Below are 22,335 nucleotides of genomic sequence, written 5' to 3' on the forward strand. Positions count from 1 at the left end.
TAACCAAAACGGTGCATGGTGGGTCCTTTTCCGCTGCTGCTCTTACGCGGTTTTGGCGCAGAGTCAACAGAAAGCTGAGAATACGCGTCAGGAAGACAGGCCTGCCAGCCTGCTGTCAAAACGTTACGCAAGTGTCATGCCGCTGTCATCCTGGGTGACTATTGCGGGCCGTCATTACCGGACGAAACCAAAAAGGGGTTTTCCATGCGTATGCTTCTGTCGGCGCTTGTCGCCACGACAATCCTCGCTGGGGCGGCACAGGCCGCCACCGTTTATCCGCTGGATCGTGCAACGATCCTCGCCGGCTCCCCATTCGATTTCAAGGTCGAGTTCAAGTCCGTCGTCAAGCCGGAAGACGTCAAGATCACCGTCAACGGCCAGGATTACAAGGCGGTGCTCGGCAAGGAAGCCGAATTCGTCGCCGAGGAAAAGGGCAAGGAAGACAAGGTGCTGGGCTCGGCATTGATCGCCCGTGATCTCGTCCTGCCGACCGAAGGCACCTACACGATCGAAGTGACCGCCGGCTCGGAATCGAAGTCTGTCACCTGGGACGTCTACAACACCGGCGAAACCGCCAAGGCCAAGAACGTCATTTTCCTGATCGCAGACGGCTTCTCGGTTGCCCATCGCACCGCTGCCCGCATCATGTCCAAGGGCATGGCCGAGGGCAAGGCAAATGGCCGTCTGAACCTTGACGACATCCCGCCGGCCGCCTTCATCGGCACCTCGGCAACCGATGCGGTCGCCACGGATTCGGCCAACACCATGTCCGCCTACATGACCGGTCACAAGACGGCCGTGAATGCCATCGGCGTCTATGCCGACCGCACCCCGGATTCGTTCGATGACCCGAAGGTTGAGAATATTGCCGAAGCCATCCGCCGCCAGACCAAGAAGTCGATCGGCATTATTTCGACCGCCGAACTGCAGGATGCGACACCGGCAGCCGTTGTCGCCCATACCCGCAAGCGCGGCGACAAGGCCGAGATCAACGGTATGCTGTTCGACGTGAAGCCGGACGTTATCCTGGGTGGTGGCTCGGCTTACTTCCTGCCGCAGGCCACGCCTGGCTCGAAGCGCAAGGACGACAAGGACTATGTCAAGTTGTTCCAGGACGCCGGCTATACGCTTGCAACCGACAAGACCGAACTGGCAGCTGCGGCCGGGACCAACACCGGAAAAATCCTCGGCATCTTCCACACCGGCAACATGGACACCACGCTCGACCGCGAATTCCTCAAGAAGGGCACAGTCGAGAAGTTTCCAAACCAACCTGGCCTCGTCGAGATGACCAAGGTCGCCCTCGACAACCTGTCGAAGAACCCGGAAGGCTTCTTCCTGATGGTCGAAGCTGCCAATGTCGACAAGATGTCCCACCCGCTCGATTGGGATCGTGCCGTCGTCGATACGATTGAATTCGACAAGGCAATCGGCGTTGCCCGCGAATTCGCCGCCAAGAACCCCGACACGCTGATCATCGTCACTGGTGACCACACACACGGCGTTTCGATCATCGGCACCGTCGATGACGAAAAGCCGGGCACCGAAATGCGCGAAAAAGTCGGCACGTATGCAAGCGCCGGCTTCCCGAACTATACCGATGAAAACAATGATGGTTATCCGGATAAGGTCGATGTGACCCGCCGTCTGTTCCTCAATGCCAACAACGGCCCGGACCACTATGAAACCTTCCGTCCGAAGCTGGATGGTCCGTTCGTTCCGGCAATTCAGAACGAAAAGAAGGAATATGTAGCCAACGAGGCCTACAAGGATGTGCCCGGCGCAGTCTTCGTGCCCGGCAACATTCCGAAGGAAGGCGATTCAGGCGTTCACGCCGTCGACGACGTCGTGCTGCAGGCTGTCGGCCCCGGTTCGGAAGGCTTCAAGGGCTATATGGAGCAGAGCGACGTGTATCGCGTCCTCGCCGATGCGTTCGCTCTCGGCGTCAAACAGACCAACTGATCCATGATCGCGTCCGGCGGGCTGCCTGCAGCCCGCCGAATTCCGTTTCCGGTTCAGGCTGCGCTTGAGCCCCAGCCGCTCCGCGAGGAGATCGTCCCATGACCCATCCTGATCCCCAAGTGACCCGGCGTACCCTGATGACGCTGCTCGCGGGTCTGCCTTTGCTGACGGCTACGCGCCCGGCCGCCGCCGCTCCCTCTCTTGCCTTCGATGAACTCTACAGCAAGTTCGGCGTTCTCGGGCTGGAGTTCTCCGAAAAGGTAAAGTCGCTCGCCGGTCAGGAGATCACCATCAAGGGTTTCATGGCGCCGCCGCTGAAGGCCGAGGCTGCCTTCTTCGTGCTGACCGAAATTCCGATGTCGATCTGCCCATTCTGCTCGACCGATTCGGACTGGCCGGACAATATCGTCGTTGTCTATCTCGGTGAGAAACAGACATTCGTGCAGCCTTCGCAGACGATCGAAGCGCGCGGCGTGCTTGAGTTCGGGTCGTGGACCGATCCGGAAACCGGTTTTGTCAGCCTCCTGCGGTTGCGCAATGCTGAATATGCTTCGGTATAGTCCTGATGTTATCGCTAGAGCTTAGCCGGATTTCCGTTTCTTATCCCGGCCTCCTTTCCCCTGTGCTTGATATCCCCTCTTTGTCTATTACAGCCGGTAGCCGTATTGCGGTCACCGGCGCCTCGGGTTCGGGCAAGAGTACGCTGGTGAATGTCCTCACCGGGCTTGAGCGTTGTGCAACGGGCGGCTCCATCCGCTGGGGCGATGCCGATATTGCCGGAATGTCCGAGCGCGGCCGCGATCGCTGGCGTGGGGCGCATATCGGCCTGATCATGCAGGACTTCCATCTCTTTCCAGGCCTAAGCGCGGTCGACAACATCCTCCTGCCCGCCCGGCTATCGCGTGCGATGAAACCCGGCGATCCCGACCGGGCGCTGATGCTGCTTTATGCGGTCGGCCTTTGTCGCGCCGACCAGAAAATCGAGACCATGTCGCGCGGTGAAATGCAGCGCGTGGCGATTGCCCGGGCGCTGCTGCGCAAACCCGGCGTTCTGATCGCCGATGAGCCGACGGCCAGTCTCGATAGCGAAAGCGGCGATGCGGTTTCCCGCCTGCTGATCGATCTTTCCGTCAGCAACGAGAGTACGCTGATTGTCGTCTCGCACGATCCGCGCCTGACGGGCCAGCTTGATCGCCGTATCACGTTGTCGGCCGGGCGGGTCGCCTCGGACCGCGCCCATCGGGAGAAGGCGGCGTGACCCGTTTCATTTTTGCCGATCTGCGCCGTCTCTGGGCCGGTTCGCTGGTCGTCGTGCTTCTAATCGCCTTTGCCACCGCGCTTGGCGTCGCTGTCACGCTACAGGAAAGGGCGCTCAGGCTCGGCAGCGCCCGCGCCGCCGACCGGTTCGACCTTGTGGTCGGTGCGCCGGGCAGCGAAACGCAACTGCTGCTTTCCTCCGTCTTCCTGCAGCCCTCTCCCCTGCCCCTGATGCCGGGCAATGTGCTGGGCAAGCTTGCGGCCGATCCGCGCGTTGCCTGGGCAGCGCCCGTCGGCTTCGGCGATTCCTTCTCCGGCTATCCGATCGTCGGCACGTCCACCGCGCTCACCACCAATTTGTCGGCACTCAAGGAGGGCCGGGTATTTTCCAAGGCAGGCGAAGCCGTCATCGGCGCGGCGGTGACGCTGCCGCTCGGTTATGAGGTCAAGCCGACCCACGGACTTGCCGCACTCGGCGGTGAAACCCACACCGAACTTGCCTATCGGATCACCGGCCGGATGGCGGCAACCGGTACGTCCTGGGACCGGGCGATCCTGGTGCCGATCCAGTCGGTCTGGAGCCTGCACGGAATGGGCGGACACGCGGATGAGCACGATCACGCTGCCGAAGCGGGCGAGGCTCATAATGCGGAAGAGCCCGGTCATGAGGATCACGCCGGTGGTCACGGGCATGGTCATGTCGACCCGGATGCTCCCCTTGATGAAAACTGGACGGCGGAGGCACCCGGTCTTCCTGCCATTCTCGTCAAGCCAAAAACCATCGCCGACGCCTACAAGTTGCGGCAGGATTATCGCGGCAACGGCACCCTTGCGGTGTTTCCAGGCGAGGTGCTGACCAATCTCTACGCGACGCTTGGCGATGCCAAACGGGTTCTGTCGGCCGTTGCCGTCGGGGCGCAGATCCTTGTCGCTGCCGCCGTCCTGATGGTCACAGTCATGCATATCGGCCAGCGGCGCCGGCAGATCGGCGCGCTCAGAGCCTTTGGCGCGCCGCAATCGGCTGTTCTTGCGATCGTCTGGCTGGAACTTTTCATCCTGATCGCGCTTGGCATTCTCTTCGGCTTTGCCATCGGTTACGGTGCCGCGATCCTGCTGTCGGCGATGTTTTCGGGTGAAAGCGGCATTGTTCTGCCGGTTGGTTTCATCCGTGACGATCTGAAGAGCGTGGCAGCCATCGTGCTATTCTCCGCCATGCTTGCGCTTGCACCGGCGCTTCTCGCCTATCGCCAATCCCCGGCCGCAGCGCTCCGCGCCTGATCGCCGCATTCGACTAAAGTCATAATCCCAAAGCCGCTCTGCCACCCCAGGGTGTTTTCTGCCATTTTGGTCTCATGGCGCATTCCGCTTCGGTATCAGGGAGGATTCCGAAGCATTCAAGGGTGCGCACAAAGCCGTTTTTGAGTGGAGGACAAACGAAATGGCAGATGTCGCAGCAGCGTCCGGTGCAAAAAGCGCACCGATGACGGGCGAGCAGAAGAAGGTGATTTTCGCCTCTTCGCTCGGTACGATCTTCGAGTGGTACGATTTCTATCTCTACGGTTCGCTGGCCGTCTATATCGGCGCAACCTTCTTTTCCCAATATCCTGAAACCACCCGTAACATCTTCGCCCTGCTTGCCTTTGCGGCGGGCTTCCTCGTGCGTCCGTTCGGCGCGCTGGTATTCGGCCGTCTCGGCGATCTCGTCGGGCGTAAATATACCTTCCTCGTCACCATTGTGATCATGGGCCTGTCGACATTCCTGGTCGGCATCCTGCCCGGTGCCGCGTCGATCGGTATTGCTGCTCCGATCCTGCTCATCATTCTGCGCATGCTGCAGGGCCTGGCGCTCGGCGGCGAATATGGCGGTGCTGCCACCTATGTGGCCGAACACGCGCCACAGGGCAAACGCGGATATTTCACCTCCTGGATCCAGACGACGGCAACGCTCGGTCTGTTCCTGTCGCTGGTGGTGATCGTCGGCGTGCAGATGCTGCTCGGCAAGGAAGCCTTCGCAGCCTGGGGCTGGCGCATTCCGTTCCTGCTCTCCTGCCTCCTGCTCGGCGTATCCGTCTGGATCCGCATGAAGATGAATGAATCTCCGGCCTTCAAGAAGATGAAGGAAGAAGGCAAGGGCTCCAAGGCACCGCTGACGGAAGCTTTCGGCCAGTGGAGAAATGCCAAGATCGCGCTTCTGGCGCTGTTCGGTGCCGTCGTCGGCCAGGCCGTCGTCTGGTATTCCGGCCAGTTCTACGCGCTGTTCTTCCTGCAGAACATCCTCAAGGTTGATGGCCAGGCAGCAAATATCATGGTCGCCTGCTCGCTGTTGATCGGCACCGGCTTCTTCGTCTTCTTCGGCTGGCTGTCCGACAAGATCGGCCGCAAGCCGATCATCATGGCCGGCCTGCTTCTCGCCATGCTCACCTACTTCCCGCTGTTCAAGGCCCTGACCTGGGCCGGTAACCCGGCTTTGGCCGAAGCACAGGAAACGGTCCGCGCAACGGTCACGGCCGCTCCGGATGACTGCAAGTTCCAGTTCAATCCGACTGGCACGGCAAAGTTCACCACATCCTGCGATATCGCCACGTCGTTCCTGACCCGCAACTCGGTTCCGTATGACGTCGTTCCCGGCCCGGCGGGTTCGCCGGCAACGGTGAAGATCGGTGAAGAAACGGTCACCAGCTATGACGCAATTGCCGCTGGCGACAAGGCCAAGGCATCCGGTTCCGCCTTCGAAAAGCAGATCAACATCGCGCTTCACGATGCCGGTTATCCGCTCGTTCGTGGCGCCGCCAAGGTTCCGGAAAGCAAGCTGGACGGCTTCGTTGCCGCCAATCCTGAACTGGCGCTTGATGCCGCAGCCGTTCGCGGCGGCGACAAGGCATCCATGACCGGCGAACAGCTGGTTGCGGCCAAGCTCTTGACGGCGGAAGAAGCTGCCGGCGTCACCGAAATGCCTGTTTACACCATCGACAAGGGCGGCTCCTTCTCCATGGTCGCCGATCCGGCCCGTGTCAGCTGGCTGACCGTCATCGCCGTGCTCACCGTGCTGGTCATCTATGTGACCATGGTCTATGGCCCGATCGCAGCGCTGCTGGTCGAACTCTTCCCGACCCGCATCCGCTACACCGGCATGTCCCTGCCCTACCATATCGGTAACGGCTGGTTCGGTGGTCTGCTTCCGGCAACGGCCTTCGCGATGAGCGCTGCCCAGGGCGATATCTACTATGGTCTCTGGTACCCGATCATATTCGCAGGCATCACGCTGGTGATCGGCATGCTGTTCCTGCCCGAAACCAAGGATCGCGATATTCACGCCATGGATTGATCCAGGCCGATATCGACACGGAAAAGCCCGGCGCAGCCCCTTGCGCCGGGCTTTTTCATTGAGCTTTAGCCGTCATTTCGAAGGCTGAAAACTGTTCTTCGGCCGGGGCCAGCCGGCCTCATCCAGCCGGAACAGCCAGTTTTGCCGGGCGAAGAAGAAGGCAGTCATCAGCGCCGTCCACAATCCCACCAAAAGCCCGGCCGCCACGTCGCTTGGATAGTGCGCGCCGACGATGATGCGGCTGATACCGATGGCCAAAGCGCCAAGCGCAAACGGGATGCGCAGCCGGGGGGCAAGCATCGAGAATGCGCCGAAAAACGAGCCGACGGCGGCGGAATGGCCGGACGGAAAACTCTGGAACACCCAGTCATGGCCGGAGAAGAACGAGATGCTGTGAGCGCCATATTCGGCGAACAATTCGGGTCGCGCCCGGCCGATCACCAGCTTCGCCAGATGCACGACGATGCTGGCGCTGCCGATCGTTACAAGGAAATATAGCGCCAACCGCCAACCGGTCTTCGTCTTCGAGGAAAACCCGTCGCTGCGCGATATCCGGTGGAGGATATAGGCAACGATGACGATCGAGCCGGAGCCGTAGATCATCCAGGCAAACGTACCGAAATCGGTGATCCGCTTGTTGAAGGCAACCACCCCGCCCGGCAGCGCCTGCGCCGTCTGCGAGATCATGCCGTCAAAGGGAAGCAGCGCCACAACCAGCAGGGCTGCCGCCATCAACAGCCAGAGAGACGAGGAGAGTGGTCGGTTCATGGAGGTGCTTTCTTGGCATGGCGCCCCTTCTTTCCTCCGTCATCCCTGCCCTTGTGGCGGGGATCCAGTTGCGGCGCGTCTGCGCTGCAGAGGACTCTCTGACGCGGCCTGAAATGGCTATCTGAGCAAACTTGTGAGTCTGGGGAGCGGATTCAACCCCATCCAAACAAAAACGGCATCCGGATCGTAATCCGGATGCCGTCCAATACTGTCAGTCTGGCAAAATTTAAGCCGAAAGCGCCTTGAACTCGGCAAGGATCGCATCGCCCATTTCGACGGTGCCAACGTTGCGAGCGCCGTCGGCCATGATATCGCCGGTGCGGATACCCTTGTCGAGAACGTTGGCGATCGCCTTTTCCAGGTTGTCGGCTTCCTTCACGAGGTTGAAGGAGTAGCGCAGGCACATGGCGAACGAGGCGATCATCGCGATCGGGTTGGCAATGCCCTTGCCGGCAATGTCCGGGGCCGAGCCGTGCACGGGCTCGTAGAGCGCCTTGCGCTTGCCGGTCTTGGCGTCCGGTGCGCCGAGCGAGGCGGACGGCAGCATGCCGAGCGAACCGGTCAGCATGGCTGCAACGTCGGACAGCATGTCGCCGAACAGGTTGTCGGTAACGATGACGTCGAACTGCTTAGGCGCACGAACGAGCTGCATGCCGCCGGCATCGGCCAGCATGTGATCGAGCGCGACGTCGGAATATTTTGCCTTGTGCGTTGCCGTCACCACCTGGTTCCACAACACGCCCGACTTCATGACATTGCGCTTTTCCATCGAGCAGACGCGGTTGCCGCGGGTGCGAGCCAGTTCGAAGGCGACGCCGGCAATGCGCTCGATCTCGTAGGTATCGTAGACCTGCGTGTCGATGCCGCGCTTCTGGCCATTGCCGAGATCGATGATCTCCTTCGGCTCGCCGAAATAGACGCCGCCAGTCAGTTCGCGCACGATCAGGATGTCGAGGCCTTCGACCAGTTCCGGCTTCAGCGATGAAGCATCGGAGAGCGCCGGATAGCAGATCGCCGGGCGCAGGTTTGCAAACAGCTGCATGTCCTTGCGCAGGCGCAGGAGGCCGGCTTCCGGGCGCACGTCGTAGGGCACGTCATCCCATTTCGGGCCGCCGACGGCACCAAACAGGACGGCATCCGCCGCCATTGCCTTTGCCATGTCGGCGTCGGAAATCGCAGCACCATGTGCGTCATAGGCCGATCCGCCGACCAGACCTTCGTCGGTCGTGAAGCCACCGGCCATTTCGGCGTTCATGTAGGCGATGATTTTGCGGACTTCCGCCATGGCTTCCGGGCCGATACCGTCGCCGGGCAGAAGGAAAAGATTGCGCACTGTCATGGGGCATTCCTCATATCGAAGGGTGGGCGTGTCAGATGTTGGCGCGTTCTTAACGCAACTTCCGTTCAAGGAAAATGCAGTTTTGGAAAGAATTGTGCGCGAAATGTCAGTTCCCGCCGGAACGAATGGCCTTGCGCAGCTGTGGGATTCTCCATCGGCCGGATATCTCTCCGGTCTTGCCGATGGAACAACCAATGCGCAAACTCATCTACTCCATAACCGTCATCCTGCGGCGCACGCTGGACTTGCTTCTGTTTGATGGCAGGCCGCGAAGATAAGGGGATCCTGTTCCATCCGGAACAGCGCCGGTATCCGGCCTGTGGGATTGTCCTGTCACGGGATGAGGGAAGCTCATCCACACGATCTCAAGGAGAGACCCCGCATGCGCAAGTTCGTTCTGACCGCCGCCGTTGCCGTCATTGCCGCCGCTTCTTTCGCAGTCCCCTCGCAGGCTGGCTATTACAGCGACGACTGCCGGCCCTATTGCCACGTCAAGAAGGTCAGAACCTACGATTATGACGGCAATCTGATCGTCAAGAAGGTCCGTGTCTGCGAATAAGCGCCCGCTGTTTCTGACGTTTTTCTTGAAAGCCCGGCTGTCCCTGTAGCCGGATTTTTAGTGCGGCTTGTCCCTTCTCCCCGTCAGGCTGATATGCCGCCAGTGCTCTTACCCCTTGAAAAACGCCAGCATATCCGGATTGACAATCTCCGGATGGGTCGAGAGCATGCCGTGCGGAAGCCCGTCATAGCTCTTCAGCGTTCCGTTCTTCAGCAGTTTTGCCGAGAGCGGGGCAGAGTCGTCATAAGGAACGATCTGGTCGTCGGTTCCGTGCAGCACAAGCACCGGAACGTCGATCTTCTTGAGGTCCTCGGTGAAATCGGTCTCGGAAAAGGCCTTGATGCACTCGTAATGGGCATTGGCAGCGCCCATCATTCCCTGCCGCCACCAGTTGTCGATCAGCCCTTGGGAAACCTTGGCGCCTGGGCGGTTGAAGCCGTAGAACGGGCCGGTTGGCACATCGATGAAGAACTGGGCGCGATTTGCCACCAGCGCGCTGCGCAGGCCGTCGAAGACGTCGATCGGCAATCCGCCGGGGTTTTTCTCGGATTTCACCATGACGGGCGGTACGGCGCCGACGATGACAGCCTTTCCGACGCGGCCCGGCTTGGCGCGCGCCACATAGTGGACGACCTCCCCGCCGCCGGTGGAGTGTCCGACATGGAAAGCGTTCTTGAGGTCGAGCGCATCGGCAAGTGCTGCTACGTCGGCAGCATAGGTATCCATTTCGTGGCCGGTCGATGTTTGCGTCGAGCGCCCATGGCCGCGCCGGTCATGCGCGATGACGCGGAACCCCTGCGCCAGAAAATAGAGCATTTGATTGTCCCAGTCGTCAGCACTGAGTGGCCAGCCGTGATGGAAGACGATCGGCTGGGCGTCGCGCGGCCCCCAGTCCTTGTAGAAGATTTCCGTTCCGTCGTTTGTGGTGATGCTGCTCATTCGTGTATTTCCTTCTGGGAGGACGGGGTGAAAGGCACGGCAGCAGAATGCCTGTCGTACATGCCGGCGGCAATATCATAAAATTAGCAAGTAAGCAGGGATTTGCAGATCAGCTCCAGTCCTTTTCGCCCCGGCGCCATTTGTGCAGATCGTACCAGGCGACAAGAAGAAAGGCTCCGGCCAGCCCGAGATGTTCAAAGAAGAAGTTCATCGCCATGAAACGCTCCTGTCCCATCGGCATTTCCCAGAAGCGCAGCGCAATGAATGTGGCAGCCACTGTAAACAGGGCCAGAGACAGAGCGCCGATCCACCGCATGAAACCGCTGATGACCATGACCGAAGCGCTCAGCTGGAAGAGGATGACCACGGCGGCAATCGGCCTGGCCGGTAAAAGCGCGTATCGCTCCATCTCGGCGACAGCGGCGTTGAAGTCCATGAGCTTGGTCACGCCGCTCAGGATGAAGATTGAACAAAGTGCCAAAAGCCCCAGCCAGCGGATTGGATGGCTGGTGAAAACCGGCGTGCAGACACCGGCAAGTTTGGCTTCCATTCTCAAAAGCATGGTTTTCCCCTTCTGGCGTGGACGTTCAAACGCGATGCTACATGTCCGCGCGTTGAAATCGAACAGTTTTATCGGAATCGTCTTCCTCCAAAATCCCCGCTTTGAAAAACCGTGTCATGATCATGGGGTTCTGTCACGGATACACCGCAAGGCGTTTGCGGCGAGGCAGGGCTGGCGCTCCACGTGAAGCTTCGCCGTCTCTCGCAAGGAGGCTGCGAACGTCAGGCGGACCGGAAGGAGAGCCCCCGGAAAATGGATTCCCCCTGTCCTTCTGGGGCGGGTGTGCCTGTGTGGCACGCATGCCGGGATGAGGAGCGTGACGTACCGGAACCGTGATGCTGAACGCCGGAACCGGAAATCTATGTCGCGTCNGAACGTCAGGCGGACCGGAAGGAGAGCCCCCGGAAAATGGATTCCCCCTGTCCTTCTGGGGCGGGTGTGCCTGTGTGGCACGCATGCCGGGATGAGGAGCGTGATGTACCGGAACCGTGATGCTGAACGCCGGAACCGGAAATCTATGTCGCGTCGATCGTCCCGGGTCAGAGAATCTGCAGTCGGGGTCTGTAGGGAGGAGAGCTCCCGAGAGAACGCCAAACGGGGCGCTGGAAGGCGTCAATTATATTAACTCATTAGAGACGGTTTCCAGTGCCCCGTCCGATTGAGTGCATGTTTTCAAAACCACGGCGGACACCGCCCGGGGATGTTTCTTGCTGCCGTCCGATCAGCCGATAAGAGGAAAACCGGTATGCCCTATATCAAGCCTCCGCCCCGCTCGCCTTCATCGGAGGTCTTCCTGCGCGTGGCGACCACGGTCTGGCTCAATCATCTCCGCTGCCGTGTCCGCCGCTGCCGGCGCGATGGTCATTGCCTCGGCAAGGTGGCGGCAAGCGGATTGCTTTTATGCATCCGCCCCATGAAAACCGAGGAAACCAGGGAGATGCTGGATTTTGTGACCTATACGGTCGAGCTGGCTACTCCAGAGGCGTTCGCGGCGGGTCTTGCAATGGCAAAAACGGATGAGGAGCGCGAGATGATCACCTTCCGGCGTCGCGTGTTTCTCTACTATCATCAGGAGCTGGCAAAGGCTGGATTGGAAGAACCTTTGGGGCCACCCTTCGTCGAAGGCTGATCCATGTCAGCCCTTGAAGGCGGTGACTTCAATCTCGATCAGCATTTCCGGACGGATCAGGTCGCAGACCACCATTGTCGCTGCCGGGCGGATATCGCCGAAGGCCTCGCCAAGGATCGGGAAAACGATATCGGCAAAGGTGGCATCGGTAACGTAATAGTGATTGCGCACCGCATCCTTGAGCGAGAAACCGGCCTCAATGAGCGCCGCCTCGATCGTCTTCAGGCAGTTACGGGTCTGCTCTTCCACCGTCTGCGGCATGGTCATCGTCTGGTAGTCGTATCCGGTCGTGCCGGAAACGAAGCACCAGTCGCCCTGCACGACAGCCCGCGAATAACCCGCCGTCTTTTCAAACGGCGAGCCGGAAGAGATCAGTTTTCGCGGGCTGGGCATCTCGGATCAGGCCCAGGGATGCGAGGCGGCATTGGCCTTTTCGAATGTGTCGATGGCGCTGGCCTTTTCCAGCGTCAGGCCGATATCGTCGAGGCCGTTCAGCATGCAATGGCGACGGAATGCATCGAGTTCGAAGGTGATCTTGCCGCCGTCCGGACCGGTAATTTCCTGGTTTTCCAGATCGACCGTCAGGATGGCGTTGGAGCCGCGCGAGGCGTCATCCATCAGCTTTTCCAGGTCTTCCGGCGAAACGACCACCGGCAGTACACCGTTCTTGAAACAGTTATTGTAGAAGATGTCGGCAAACGAGGTCGAGATGACGCAGCGGATGCCGAAGTCGAGCAGCGCCCACGGGGCATGTTCGCGCGACGAGCCGCAGCCGAAATTGTCGCCGGCAACGAGGATCTTGGCATTCTGGTAGGCGGGCTTGTTGAGGACGAAATCCTCGTTGACCGAGCCGTCTTCATGATAGCGGGCTTCCGCGAAAAGGCCGGTGCCGAGCCCCGTGCGCTTGATCGTCTTCAGGTAATCCTTCGGAATGATCATGTCCGTGTCGACATTGACGACGGGGAGAGGCGCAGCAACGCCGGTGAGCTTGACGAACTTGTCCATGGCTATGGCCTTCGATTTCAACGGGGCGGAAAAATTTCCGCCCAGCGTTTAGAGCAATTTCATGCCGAAATGAAGGAGAATCTTATTCCGGGTCGCCGGAAAGCCCGCAACGCGGCCTTTAGAGATCGATGATCGTGCCGCGGCCATCATTCCAGATGCGCGGTTCGCGGCTCTGGCGGGTGGAATTGCGGTTCACCGTGGCGCGCACAGGCTTGGGCGCCAGCCGTGCTGCAATCGTCGTGCCGATCATCACCACCGAGGCGATGCCGATCAGGGCGAGGCCAAGCGATGCGGTAAACACGAAGGCCATCAGCGTGAACGCGATGCCTGCGATCGTCAGGAGGAGAGAGCGTATGCTTTGCATTGTCGTCACCTTTCGTTGCCTGAAATGTGGGTTCGCCCGCGCCGCGTTGCAAGACCTACTTCCGTATCACATGCCTGCCTTGCGAAAATGGCGAAAGCCGGGCACAAAAGCCCTCATGAATTCGCTCAACGATCGCCACCCCGCCCGTCTGCGCCGCTCGGTCCTGTGTGTGCCCGCCGACAATGGCCGCGCCCTTGCCAAGATCGCCAGCCTTGCCTGCGACGCGGTGATCTACGATCTCGAGGATGCGGTCTCCATCGACAACAAGGTTGCCGCCCGCCAGATACTGGCCGATCATCTGAAGCGGGAGCGCCGCAGCGATATCGAAGTGATTGTCCGCATCAACGATCTGAAGACACCCTTCGGTGAAAAGGATCTGGCCTTCGCGCTGACGCTGTCCCCCGATGCCATCCTGCTTCCCAAGGTCGAAAGTCCGCAGGATATCCAGGCGGTCGTCGATATCCTGTCGGAAAACGATGCGCCGGATAGCGTTCGCCTCTGGGCGATGATCGAGACCCCGCGCGGCGTGCTGAATGCAGCGGCGATTGCCGAAACCGGCCGCACCCGCGGCGGCAGGCTCGATTGTTTCGTGCCGGGGTTGAACGACCTGCGCAAGGAAACCGGCGTGCCTGCCCTGCTCGGCCGCACCTACCTGATTGCCTGGCTGATGCAGATCCTGCTCGCCGCCCGCAGCTGCGGCCTTGATATCATCGATGCCGTCTTCAACGATTTCCGGGATGAGAGCGGGTTTGCGGCCGAGTGCACCCAGGGCCGCGACATGGGCTTTGATGGCAAGATGCTGATCCACCCGGCCCAGATCGGCCCGGCCAACAGCGCCTTCGGTGTGGCCGGTACCGCCCTTGCCGAGGCCAGATCCATCATTGATGCCTTCGCGCTCCCGGAAAATAGGGATAAAGCCGTCATCAATCTCAACGGCCTGATGGTCGAGCGCCTTCATCTGGATCAAGCCCTGCGGCTCGCCGCAAAGGCTGATGCCATCACCACAAAAGGAAAAAACTCTTGAAACTCTACCGCCTGCTGACTGCCGTCGATGACGCCACCTTCTGCCACAAGGTTACCGCCGCCCTCAACAAGGGTTGGGACCTCTATGGTTCGCCGACCTATGCCTGGAACAAGGAAGCCAAGGTGATGATGTGCGGCCAGGCCGTCATCAAGAATGTCGAGGGCAAGGAATATACCCCCGACACCAAGCTCTCCGAACACTGAGCCTTCAAGGCCGGCTGGGATGGTTCAAGCCATCTCAGCCGCCGACATGCTCGACGCTTTCCTCGATCCGCTCCATGTCGTCGTCTGACAGGCCGAAATGATGGCCGATCTCGTGGATCAGCACATGGGTGACGATATCGCCCAGCGTCTCTTCGTTCTCGGCCCAATAGTCGAGGATCGGCCGGCGGTAGAGAATGATCCGGTTCGGCATCTCGCCGGTTTCCATGGTGAAGCGCTCGCCGATGCCGCGCCCCTCGAACAATCCAAGCAGATCGAACGGCGTTTCCAGCGCCATGTCCTCGAAAACGTCCTCGTCTGGAAAATCATTGATCTCGATGGTCAGATCGGTTGCCAGCGCCCGGAATTCCTCCGGCAGGTGGCTGTAAGCCTCCAGCGCCAGGGATTCGAATGTGCTGATTGTCGGCGCGTGGCGGTCTCGCCAATCGTCGCTCTGGTCTATGCGGGCCATGGGCACTCCTTGCTTGCCCCCTGATATAGCTATTTCCCCAGCGTTTTTCGAGGGTTGAATTTGAATGCCCTCTGTCAAGGAATAAATTCTTAGAGAATCCCGTTGACTCTTCTTTGAAGCTCTGGAATCTATAAGAACATAACAGGAACAATCTGAATTGGAGTGACGTCATGGTGCAGACGCCCATGACGCGCGAGCGTCTTTTTGCGCTCCGCGAAGAGATATCAAGGCTGGAGGGTAGCTCCATCGTCGCCGCGAGGCAGGAGGCTTTGGACGGTGAAAGCGGCTATGCAAAACAAAGGGAAATCCACCGTGTTCCGCTGGGGATAGCGGCGCTTGATCATGCCATGGAAGGCGGGTTGGCCCTAAATGGCATGACTGAAATCCGCTCGCAACTGATGCGCGATGCAACGGCGGCAACTGGTTTTGCATTGGCGCTTGCCGCCCTGCTGCAGCGTATGCCGGATGAGGATCGCTCGCCGGTTCTGTGGATCAGCGATGCCGTTACATCGATGGAAACAGGCATTCCCTATGCGCTCGGGCTTGCGGATTTCGGAGTGAAGCCGGAGCGTTTCCTGCACGCTGCTCCGCGCCGGCTGGAGGAGGCGCTCTGGCTTGCGGAAACCGCCGTCGAAAGCGGTGCCTTTTCAGTCAGCATATTGGAGGTCAAAGGCAATCCGGCCCATTTCGGCCTGACCGAAAGCCGGCGGCTGAGTCTGCGGGCAAAGATGGCAGGGCGCCCGCTCCTCCTCCTGCGTCAGTCCGGAGAGGAAGAGGCAAGCAGCGCACCTTTCCGCTTTCTGGTTGAACCCGCGCCCGCAACAAGCCGCTTTTTGCCGGATCGGTCGATGCTTGGCGGCAGCATCGGCAACCCGGTTTTCCGTCTCACCCTGGAGAAAAGCCGAAATCCGGCCCCTGTCTCCCTGCTTCTGGAGTGGAATCCCCATGACCGTCAGTTTCTCCCCGCCCGCGAGCCAGACCATGCTCGGTCTGCGCGCAAGCTCCCAGCGCATTCTGGCCCTCGCCTTCCCGCACCTGTCAACCGACCGGATCGCCCGCAAGAAGTGGGGTCTGTCCTGGCGCTTGAGCGGGCGTCCTGACGCCCCGCCCATCGTCTGCTCCGGGCGGCTCAACAATGCCATGCGGCTGACGGCGCTTGACGAGGTGGCGGAAGCGATTGGCCTCAAGAAAAGCCAAGGCGTGGCGGAGGCGCGCGCCATGTGTCCCAGGCTTGAGGTCATGGAAGAAGATCTGGCCGCCGATCGCCGCCTGCTCGATGGCATTGCCGACTGGTGCGACCGCTACACGCCGTTGGTGGCGCTTGATGGCCGGGATGGGCTGTTTCTTGATATTACCGGCAGTTCCCATCTCTTCGGCGGCGAGCAGGCGCTGCTCAAGGACATTCTCTTGCGCCTCTTCCAGATGGGTATCGATGCGCGCGGCGCCATCTCTTCGGCGCCGGGTCTTTCCTGGGCGGCCTCCCGCTTCGGGAGCGGTGGCGTCATCGCCGAGGAGGACATGGAGCTCGTGCTGGCACCCTTGCCGGTCGCGTCTCTCCGGCTGGAGGAGCAGACGGTCGCCTCACTCCAGAAGCTTGGATTGAAGCAGGTCGGTGATCTCATCATGGCGCCACGAGCGCCCCTTGCGCGGCGTTTCGGAGCGAAACTGCTGCTGCGGCTTGATCAGGCGCTCGGCCGTGATGAAGAGCCGGTGTCTCCACGCCGTCCCGTCGCCAGTCTTTCTGCCGAGCGGCGCCTGATCGAACCTGTCCAGGCGGAGGAGGATATCCTCTATTTGACCGGGCAGATCGCCCTGTCGCTGAAAACAAGCCTGGAAGAGCGCGGCGCGGGCGGGCGGGCTTTCGAACTCATGCTGTTTAGGGTCGATGGCCGGGTCTTTCGCATCGCCGCCGGTGTCTCGCAGCCATTGCGGGATCCGAAGCGGATCGCCGGACTGTTTTCCGAACGTCTTCAAGCCGTTCATGATGATCTGGATGCCGGCTATGGGTTTGAAATCCTGCGGCTGAACGTCATGCGGTATGAAGCCTTTGATACACCGCAGGAGGATTTTGACGGTGCCCGGCAAAAGGATGTCTCTCTCGCAGGGTTTGTCGATCGCGTGTCAGCCCGCCTCGGCGCGGATTGCCTGCAGAGTTTTCAATTGTGCGAAAGCCATGTGCCGGAACGGGCGGTGGCCGCGAACCCGGCCATCCATGCGTTCACACCGGGCAAGAAACCGGCCGCAGGCGTTTTTCCCTGGTCCCGTAGCGAACGCCCACTCAGGCTTTTCCGCCGGCCGGAGCTGGTAGAGGTCTCCCTGGCCGAAGTGCCGGAGGGACCACCGCAAAGCTTTCATTGGCGCCGCGTGACGCACCGCGTCTCCCGCAGCCAAGGGCCGGAACGGCTTGCCATGGAGTGGTGGGTCGATGGCGCGGATGCGCAGTCGCGGGATTATTTCCGCATTGAGGACGATACCGGTCATCGCTTCTGGCTCTACCGCGAGGGGCTTTACGGCCAGTTGCCGTCACCGCGCTGGTTCATGCACGGAATTTTCGCATGAGTGCGGAACCCCAATTTTTCGAGATCGGTGCCCGCTCGAATTTCTCCTTCCTCGAAGGGGCATCGAAACCTGAGGAGATGGTGATGCAAGCCGCGCTCTTGCACCTCTCGGGCATCGGGATTGCCGACCGTAATTCCGTTGCAGGTGTGGTTCGCGCCCATGCGCAGATCAAGGCACTCAAGGAGGAGCACGCAAAGACAATTCAGGAAAATCTGACCCTTTGTAAAAAGGGAGAGGAACAGAAGCGGCCTCTCGAAGCCGTGCCTTTTCAGCCGGGCGCCCGGCTGGTCTTTTCCGACGGCACGCCGGACGTTCTCGCCTACCCCCAAACCAGGAGGGGATGGGGGCACCTCTGCCGCTTGCTCAGCGCCGGGAATCTCAGAGCTCAAAAGGGATCGTGCATTCTCAACGAGGATGATCTCATGGAATGGGGGGACGAGATGATGCTTGCCCTCATTCCCTCCCCTTCTCTCGTGGGCGATGCGGGAGCACAAGAAAAGCTGGAAGGCTGTCTTGCTCGCCTGAGAGAACGCTTTCGCGAGGCCTTCTTTATGGTTTTGTCGCCCGCCTATGACGGACGGGATGCAGAGGTTTTTGCGACGCTCTCCCTGCTTGCCGCCCGCAACCGCGTGCCACTGATTGCCAGTAACCAGCCGCTCTATCACCACATATCCCGCCGCCCTCTGTCAGACATCGTTACCGCCATTCGCGAGCACGTGCCGGTTACGCAGGCCGGTTTCCGGCTCGCCCCCAATGCCGAACGGTACCTCAAGGATTCACGTGAAATGGCGCGGCTGTTCCGCGCCTATCCGCAGGCCATCGCCAACACGCAAAAACTCTTCAAAAGCCTGTCCTTTTCGCTGGATGAACTGAAACACAATTATCCGGATGAAGGCGATGAAGGAGAACCACCATCCGACATGCTTGAGCGCTTGACGTGGGAGGGCGCGCGGAAACGCTACCCGGAAAGCATTCCGGATAAAGTCAAAACCCAGATCGGCTATGAGCTGAAGCTTATCCGCGACAAGGAATATGCCCCCTATTTCCTGACGGTTTACAAGATCATCCAGCATGCCCGTTATGAATTGAAGATCCTCTGTCAGGGACGCGGTTCAGCGGCAAATTCCGTCATCTGCTATTGCTTGGAGATTACCGAGGTCAACCCGGAGAAAAGCACGCTTCTCTTCGACCGGTTTCTGTCGATGGACCGGGATGAGCCGCCGGATATCGATGTCGATTTTGAACACGACAGACGGGAAGAGGTCATCCAGTATATCTATAGCACGTATAGCAAGGAGCACGCCGGCCTGACCGCAGCGGTGACGAGCTACCGTGCCCGGTCTGCTGGCCGCGAGGTGGCCAAGGCCTTCGGGCTTTCGGAGGATGTGCAATCGGCTCTTGCCAGCACGGTGTGGGGCTGGTCGGCAGAGGATTTGTCTGAGCGCGAGGCAAAGGCAGCGGGTCTCGATCTCTCCGACCCTGTTACCCGGAATGTTCTTCACTACGCGACACAACTCATGAGCTTTCCCCGGCACCTCACACAGCATGTCGGTGGTTTTGTCATCACCAAGGACCGGCTTGATGAGGTCGTTCCGATCATGAACACGGCCATGCTGGACCGGTACATGGTTGAGTGGGACAAGGACGATCTCGACAATCTTCGCATTCTGAAGGTCGATATCCTGGCTTTGGGAATGCTCACCTGCCTGCGCAAAGCCTTTGAATTTCTGAGGTCTCACTATGGTGTCAGCAAGACGCTGGCGGATCTCGGCAACAAGGATCACGAGGATGGCAAGCCGGTCTACGACATGATGTGCCGGGCCGATACGATCGGAGTCTTTCAGATCGAAAGCCGGGCGCAGATGAGCATGTTGCCGCGCCTTCGTCCCCGCATATTTTATGACCTGGTCATCGAGGTTGCGATCGTCCGGCCCGGCCCTATCCAGGGAGATATGGTGCATCCCTATCTGAAGAGCCGTGGGCAGTCTCATCTTCCCGGGTTCAAGATCGATTATCCCAAGGAGGAGATGAGGCCCATTCTGGAGCGGACGTTTGGTGTGCCGCTTTTCCAGGAGCAGGCCATGCAGATTGCCATTACCGCCGCGAAGTTTTCGCCCGCGAAAGCCGATCGCCTCCGCCGCTCCATGGCAACGTTCAAGCGTTCCGGGCAGGTTAACTCGTTCAAAGACGATATGGTCGATGGCATGGTGGCCAATGGATATACGCGTGATTTTGCGGAGCGCTGTTTCAAGCAGATCGAAGGGTTCGGCGAGTATGGCTTTCCGGAAAGCCATGCCGCCTCCTTTGCGCTGCTTGTCTATGCGTCCTCCTGGATCAAAGCCTATTACCCCGACGTCTTCTGTGCAGCCTTGTTGAACTCGCAGCCGATGGGCTTTTATGCGCCGTCGCAACTGGTTCGTGATGCACGGGAACATGGGGTCACGGTGCGGCCGGTTGACGTCAATATTTCGGAGTGGGATTGCCTGTTGGAAGAGGCGGGGTTCGATCCGGATATGATTGATCAGCGGCATCTTTCGATGCGGGAAAGCATCAGGACGAAAAGAGCGGTGCGGCTTGGTTTCCGGCAGGTGAAGGGTCTTTCGGAGCCGGATATGATCGCGCTCGTCGCCAATCGCGGTGAGCGTTATCTCTCCGTGCGCGATCTTTGGCTGCGGTCGGGATTGCAGAAATCCGATATCGAGCGGCTGGCGGATGCCGACGCCTTCGGCTCCATCGGGCTGTCGCGGCGGGAAGCACTCTGGGCCGTGCGGGGATTGGATACCAAAAGTGCGGCTGACAATCTGCCTTTGTTCGACCGTGCGGATCGCGCCGATCTTCGGCTGGAGCCGAAAACCCGCCTGCCGGACATGCTGCCGGGCGAACAGGTTATTGAGGATTATCGCTATCTGTCGCTCTCGCTGAAAGCGCACCCGGTTTCCTTCCTGCGCGATGAATTTGCCGGCATGGGTATCCTGCCGAACAGGAAGCTTCTGGATGTGCGGAACGGGCAGTTTGTCACTATTGCCGGGCTTGTGCTGGTTCGCCAAAGGCCGGGATCCGCCAAGGGGGTGATCTTCATGACGCTGGAAGACGAAACCGGCGTTGCCAATGCTATCGTCTGGTCCAAGACATTCGACCGGTACCGCTCCGTTGTCATGAACGCCCGGTTGGTGAAAATCAGGGGCAAGCTGCAATGTGAAAGCGGGGTCATTCACGTCGTGGCCGATCATATCGAGGATATGAAGCCAATGCTGGGCCTGCTGCAGCGCGAGGCCCGCCGTTTTGGCGCATGCGAGCGAGCAGACGAGGTCCTGCGCCCGACAGCCGATCATCGGCAGAAGAGACGGTCAAGCGGGATGGAAGGATTCTCGCCTGACACGCAGGCACGCAACGTCACTCGTCGCAGTGATACCGCCGAGACCGCAGCCGTCATGCCGAAAGGGCGAAATTTTCACTGACATTTGCAGTACAGGAGCATGCACATTGCTGAGCTGAGATCGGTGATTTGGATTCAGCAGGTCAATTTCCACATCATTGTAACAAAAATTGTATGGAATTTTTGCCGCTCAAGAAAACTTGAATTCTGCCAAAAAGGCGCAACAGAAAGAAACCTCTAATACTAAGCCAATGAAAAGGCGATGTTTTTTATCAAGTTTGGAATTGATCTAATGTTGTGCCGCTCATTTGCCACCTCATCTGGGAGGTCTTTTTTGTTGACACTAAATATCCGCTTTTGCTTTATGGCTTGAATTCAGTGCGTTGCGTATCACGGGCAGACGGAAATGCTGGTTTGTAGCTGCAATTTTATCACCGATAAGGACATTCAAGACACCATCATCGAGATGCTCGATGAGGACTGTTGGCAGCTTATCGTGCCTGCAAAAGTCTATCATGCGATGGAAAAACGCGGCCGTTGCTGCGGCTGTTTCCCGAATGTCGTCGACATCATCATCCGCACCACCGAGCAATATCACGCCGGCCGCCCCTCGACGGGCGACCAGATATTTGATTTCATGACCCGCCTCAAACAATTCCATGAAGAAAACAGGAGAGCGGATCTTGAAAGGCGACAAAAAAGTCATCGAGCAGCTTAACGAAGCGCTGTATCTCGAACTCGGTGCCGTCAACCAGTATTGGGTTCACTATCGCCTGCTTGACGATTGGGGCTACACGCTTCTCGCCAAGAAGGAGCGGGCCGAATCCATCGAAGAGATGCAGCACGCGGACAAGCTTGTTTCGCGCATCATCTTCCTCGAAGGTCATCCCAACCTGCAGACGGTCGCACCGCTTCGTATTGGCCAGTCGGTCAAGGAAGTCCTGGAAGCCGATCTCGCTGGCGAATACGACGCCCGCGCAGCCTATAAGAAATCCCGCGATATCTGTCATGATGCGGGAGATTACGTGTCCATGAAGCTGTTCGAAGAATTGCTGATGGACGAGGAAGGCCATATCGACTTCCTCGAAACCCAGCTCGATCTGTTCAACAAGATCGGCGCCGAGAAATACGGCCAGCTCAACGCAGCTCCGGCCAACGAAGCCGAATAAGCCTCACTCAGCAAAACGCCCGCCCCGGTTCCGTGGCGGGCGTTTTGCTGACATCGAAAACCAGTGGCCCGCCGGGATGTGCGTGGAAGCCGTCAGCTCACGGCTCTACGCTGGAAGCCGCCTTCATATTGGACCTTGTTGTCGTTTGCCGGAAATCTCCCTGGGCGGCCGCTGGGTATTTGGGGGTGGCCCTCGCTACTCGCTGGTATCGACAAGAGGGCACTCAAGTGCCCGACCACAGGAACTGGCGGGTTGGCACGTCAAATGATCGACGCTGTTTTCCGATCTTGACCGGCAGCGCTCTTTCGAAACGTGGACGCGCGTTT

23 protein-coding genes are annotated in these 22,335 nt (G+C 59.5%); 15 read left to right on the forward strand and 8 right to left on the reverse strand.

Annotated elements, in window-relative coordinates; all coding sequences use genetic code 11:
* The first annotated feature begins 204 nt into the window (after positions 1 to 204).
* From ASC96_RS08130 to ASC96_RS08150, 5 genes are all read left to right on the forward strand, one after another.
* Entirely contained in the window at positions 205 to 1,962 is a 1,758-nt protein-coding gene (locus ASC96_RS08130) for an alkaline phosphatase (RefSeq protein ID WP_060502530.1), read from the forward strand.
* A gap of 137 nt (positions 1,963 to 2,099) precedes the next feature.
* Positions 2,100 to 2,522: a hypothetical protein gene (locus tag ASC96_RS08135; RefSeq protein ID WP_244481964.1), complete on the forward strand. Its 423-nt coding sequence runs from the start codon at positions 2,100 to 2,102 to the stop codon at positions 2,520 to 2,522.
* A gap of 5 nt (positions 2,523 to 2,527) precedes the next feature.
* Positions 2,528 to 3,220: an ATP-binding cassette domain-containing protein gene (locus ASC96_RS08140; RefSeq protein ID WP_060502532.1), complete on the forward strand. Its 693-nt coding sequence runs from the start codon at positions 2,528 to 2,530 to the stop codon at positions 3,218 to 3,220.
* Positions 3,217 to 4,497, forward strand: a complete 1,281-nt coding sequence (locus ASC96_RS08145) for an ABC transporter permease (RefSeq protein ID WP_060502533.1) — start codon at positions 3,217 to 3,219, stop codon at positions 4,495 to 4,497. The genes ASC96_RS08140 and ASC96_RS08145 overlap by 4 nt, the downstream gene beginning before the upstream one ends.
* A 160-nt stretch (positions 4,498 to 4,657) precedes the next feature.
* Positions 4,658 to 6,544 (forward strand): MFS transporter, encoded by a 1,887-nt coding sequence (locus ASC96_RS08150; RefSeq protein ID WP_060502534.1) that lies wholly within the window; start codon positions 4,658 to 4,660, stop codon positions 6,542 to 6,544.
* A 72-nt stretch (positions 6,545 to 6,616) separates the two neighbouring features.
* Here ASC96_RS08150 and ASC96_RS08155 read toward each other — a convergent pair whose 3' ends face one another.
* Both ASC96_RS08155 and leuB read right to left on the reverse strand, forming a co-directional pair.
* Positions 6,617 to 7,312 carry a phosphatase PAP2 family protein gene (locus ASC96_RS08155; protein ID WP_060502535.1) on the reverse strand — a complete coding sequence of 232 codons (696 nt, stop codon included), beginning with the start codon at positions 7,310 to 7,312 and terminating at the stop codon, positions 6,617 to 6,619.
* A 226-nt stretch (positions 7,313 to 7,538) separates the two neighbouring features.
* On the reverse strand, positions 7,539 to 8,651 hold the full coding sequence (leuB, locus tag ASC96_RS08160) for a 3-isopropylmalate dehydrogenase (protein WP_060502536.1): 1,113 nt from the start codon (positions 8,649 to 8,651) through the stop codon (positions 7,539 to 7,541).
* A 28-nt stretch (positions 8,652 to 8,679) separates the two neighbouring features.
* On the opposite strand from leuB, the gene ASC96_RS32515 reads away from it, so the two are divergent.
* A complete protein-coding gene (locus ASC96_RS32515) occupies positions 8,680 to 8,910 on the forward strand; it encodes a hypothetical protein (RefSeq protein WP_156393925.1) in 231 nt (76 codons plus the stop codon).
* A 123-nt stretch (positions 8,911 to 9,033) separates the two neighbouring features.
* A complete protein-coding gene (locus tag ASC96_RS32520) occupies positions 9,034 to 9,210 on the forward strand; it encodes a hypothetical protein (protein WP_156393924.1) in 177 nt (58 codons plus the stop codon).
* A gap of 108 nt (positions 9,211 to 9,318) precedes the next feature.
* Here the strand turns inward: ASC96_RS32520 and ASC96_RS08165 are convergent, their stop codons facing one another.
* Both ASC96_RS08165 and ASC96_RS08170 read right to left on the reverse strand, forming a co-directional pair.
* Entirely contained in the window at positions 9,319 to 10,149 is an 831-nt protein-coding gene (locus ASC96_RS08165; RefSeq protein WP_060502537.1) for an alpha/beta hydrolase, read from the reverse strand.
* Positions 10,150 to 10,258: 109 nt separating this feature from the next.
* The gene (locus tag ASC96_RS08170) at positions 10,259 to 10,699 is read right to left on the reverse strand and encodes a DoxX family protein (protein WP_037096884.1); all 441 of its coding nucleotides are present in this window, start codon (positions 10,697 to 10,699) and stop codon (positions 10,259 to 10,261) included.
* A gap of 757 nt (positions 10,700 to 11,456) precedes the next feature.
* Between ASC96_RS08170 and ASC96_RS08175 the strand changes: the two genes are divergently transcribed.
* Positions 11,457 to 11,840: a hypothetical protein gene (locus tag ASC96_RS08175; RefSeq protein WP_060502538.1), complete on the forward strand. Its 384-nt coding sequence runs from the start codon at positions 11,457 to 11,459 to the stop codon at positions 11,838 to 11,840.
* Positions 11,841 to 11,846: 6 nt separating this feature from the next.
* Here the strand turns inward: ASC96_RS08175 and ASC96_RS08180 are convergent, their stop codons facing one another.
* From ASC96_RS08180 to ASC96_RS08190, 3 genes are all read right to left on the reverse strand, one after another.
* Positions 11,847 to 12,233, reverse strand: a complete 387-nt coding sequence (locus tag ASC96_RS08180) for a RidA family protein (protein WP_060502539.1) — start codon at positions 12,231 to 12,233, stop codon at positions 11,847 to 11,849.
* 6 nt (positions 12,234 to 12,239) lie between these two features.
* A complete protein-coding gene (gene leuD, locus ASC96_RS08185; protein WP_060502540.1) occupies positions 12,240 to 12,845 on the reverse strand; it encodes a 3-isopropylmalate dehydratase small subunit in 606 nt (201 codons plus the stop codon).
* A 118-nt stretch (positions 12,846 to 12,963) separates the two neighbouring features.
* Positions 12,964 to 13,209 carry a hypothetical protein gene (locus ASC96_RS08190; protein WP_060502541.1) on the reverse strand — a complete coding sequence of 82 codons (246 nt, stop codon included), beginning with the start codon at positions 13,207 to 13,209 and terminating at the stop codon, positions 12,964 to 12,966.
* Positions 13,210 to 13,324: 115 nt separating this feature from the next.
* Between ASC96_RS08190 and ASC96_RS08195 the strand changes: the two genes are divergently transcribed.
* The gene (locus tag ASC96_RS08195) at positions 13,325 to 14,233 is read left to right on the forward strand and encodes a CoA ester lyase (RefSeq protein ID WP_060502542.1); all 909 of its coding nucleotides are present in this window, start codon (positions 13,325 to 13,327) and stop codon (positions 14,231 to 14,233) included.
* On the forward strand, positions 14,230 to 14,436 hold the full coding sequence (locus ASC96_RS08200) for a DUF1737 domain-containing protein (RefSeq protein WP_060502543.1): 207 nt from the start codon (positions 14,230 to 14,232) through the stop codon (positions 14,434 to 14,436). Before ASC96_RS08195 ends, ASC96_RS08200 begins: the two co-directional genes overlap by 4 nt.
* Positions 14,437 to 14,470: 34 nt before the next feature.
* Here ASC96_RS08200 and ASC96_RS08205 read toward each other — a convergent pair whose 3' ends face one another.
* Complete coding sequence (locus ASC96_RS08205; protein WP_060502544.1) at positions 14,471 to 14,905, reverse strand: metallopeptidase family protein; 435 nt, start codon at positions 14,903 to 14,905, stop codon at positions 14,471 to 14,473.
* A 170-nt stretch (positions 14,906 to 15,075) separates the two neighbouring features.
* On the opposite strand from ASC96_RS08205, the gene ASC96_RS32525 reads away from it, so the two are divergent.
* The 5 genes from ASC96_RS32525 to bfr all read left to right on the forward strand — a co-directional run bounded on the left by ASC96_RS32525 (position 15,076) and on the right by bfr (position 22,009).
* Positions 15,076 to 16,005 (forward strand): hypothetical protein, encoded by a 930-nt coding sequence (locus ASC96_RS32525; RefSeq protein ID WP_060502545.1) that lies wholly within the window; start codon positions 15,076 to 15,078, stop codon positions 16,003 to 16,005.
* The gene (locus tag ASC96_RS08215; RefSeq protein WP_082511985.1) at positions 15,887 to 17,464 is read left to right on the forward strand and encodes a DNA polymerase Y family protein; all 1,578 of its coding nucleotides are present in this window, start codon (positions 15,887 to 15,889) and stop codon (positions 17,462 to 17,464) included. The genes ASC96_RS32525 and ASC96_RS08215 overlap by 119 nt, the downstream gene beginning before the upstream one ends.
* Complete coding sequence (locus tag ASC96_RS08220; protein WP_060502547.1) at positions 17,461 to 20,922, forward strand: error-prone DNA polymerase; 3,462 nt, start codon at positions 17,461 to 17,463, stop codon at positions 20,920 to 20,922. Before ASC96_RS08215 ends, ASC96_RS08220 begins: the two co-directional genes overlap by 4 nt.
* Positions 20,923 to 21,246: 324 nt before the next feature.
* Entirely contained in the window at positions 21,247 to 21,558 is a 312-nt protein-coding gene (locus ASC96_RS31580) for a (2Fe-2S)-binding protein (protein ID WP_082511986.1), read from the forward strand.
* Positions 21,524 to 22,009, forward strand: coding sequence for a bacterioferritin (bfr, locus tag ASC96_RS08230; RefSeq protein WP_060502840.1), 486 nt, complete (start codon positions 21,524 to 21,526; stop codon positions 22,007 to 22,009). Before ASC96_RS31580 ends, bfr begins: the two co-directional genes overlap by 35 nt.
* Positions 22,010 to 22,335 lie beyond the last annotated feature (326 nt).

Origin of the sequence: Rhizobium sp. Root1204, from assembly GCF_001424965.1 — a bacterium.
Taxonomy (GTDB): domain Bacteria; phylum Pseudomonadota; class Alphaproteobacteria; order Rhizobiales; family Rhizobiaceae; genus Pararhizobium.

Coding starts and splice junctions, on each gene's coding strand:
- ASC96_RS08130 (WP_060502530.1), top strand. CDS start 205: ATGCGTATGCTTCTGTCGGCGCTTGTCGCCACGACAATCCTCGCTGGG.
- ASC96_RS08135 (WP_244481964.1), top strand. CDS start 2,100: ATGACGCTGCTCGCGGGTCTGCCTTTGCTGACGGCTACGCGCCCGGCC.
- ASC96_RS08140 (WP_060502532.1), top strand. CDS start 2,528: ATGTTATCGCTAGAGCTTAGCCGGATTTCCGTTTCTTATCCCGGCCTC.
- ASC96_RS08150 (WP_060502534.1), top strand. CDS start 4,658: ATGGCAGATGTCGCAGCAGCGTCCGGTGCAAAAAGCGCACCGATGACG.
- ASC96_RS08155 (WP_060502535.1), bottom strand. CDS start 7,312: ATGAACCGACCACTCTCCTCGTCTCTCTGGCTGTTGATGGCGGCAGCC.
- leuB (WP_060502536.1), bottom strand. CDS start 8,651: ATGACAGTGCGCAATCTTTTCCTTCTGCCCGGCGACGGTATCGGCCCG.
- ASC96_RS32520 (WP_156393924.1), top strand. CDS start 9,034: ATGCGCAAGTTCGTTCTGACCGCCGCCGTTGCCGTCATTGCCGCCGCT.
- ASC96_RS08165 (WP_060502537.1), bottom strand. CDS start 10,149: ATGAGCAGCATCACCACAAACGACGGAACGGAAATCTTCTACAAGGAC.
- ASC96_RS08170 (WP_037096884.1), bottom strand. CDS start 10,699: ATGGAAGCCAAACTTGCCGGTGTCTGCACGCCGGTTTTCACCAGCCAT.
- ASC96_RS08175 (WP_060502538.1), top strand. CDS start 11,457: ATGCCCTATATCAAGCCTCCGCCCCGCTCGCCTTCATCGGAGGTCTTC.
- ASC96_RS08180 (WP_060502539.1), bottom strand. CDS start 12,233: ATGCCCAGCCCGCGAAAACTGATCTCTTCCGGCTCGCCGTTTGAAAAG.
- leuD (WP_060502540.1), bottom strand. CDS start 12,845: ATGGACAAGTTCGTCAAGCTCACCGGCGTTGCTGCGCCTCTCCCCGTC.
- ASC96_RS08190 (WP_060502541.1), bottom strand. CDS start 13,209: ATGCAAAGCATACGCTCTCTCCTCCTGACGATCGCAGGCATCGCGTTC.
- ASC96_RS08195 (WP_060502542.1), top strand. CDS start 13,325: ATGAATTCGCTCAACGATCGCCACCCCGCCCGTCTGCGCCGCTCGGTC.
- ASC96_RS08205 (WP_060502544.1), bottom strand. CDS start 14,905: ATGGCCCGCATAGACCAGAGCGACGATTGGCGAGACCGCCACGCGCCG.
- ASC96_RS32525 (WP_060502545.1), top strand. CDS start 15,076: ATGGTGCAGACGCCCATGACGCGCGAGCGTCTTTTTGCGCTCCGCGAA.
- ASC96_RS08215 (WP_082511985.1), top strand. CDS start 15,887: ATGCTCGGTCTGCGCGCAAGCTCCCAGCGCATTCTGGCCCTCGCCTTC.
- ASC96_RS08220 (WP_060502547.1), top strand. CDS start 17,461: ATGAGTGCGGAACCCCAATTTTTCGAGATCGGTGCCCGCTCGAATTTC.
- ASC96_RS31580 (WP_082511986.1), top strand. CDS start 21,247: ATGCTGGTTTGTAGCTGCAATTTTATCACCGATAAGGACATTCAAGAC.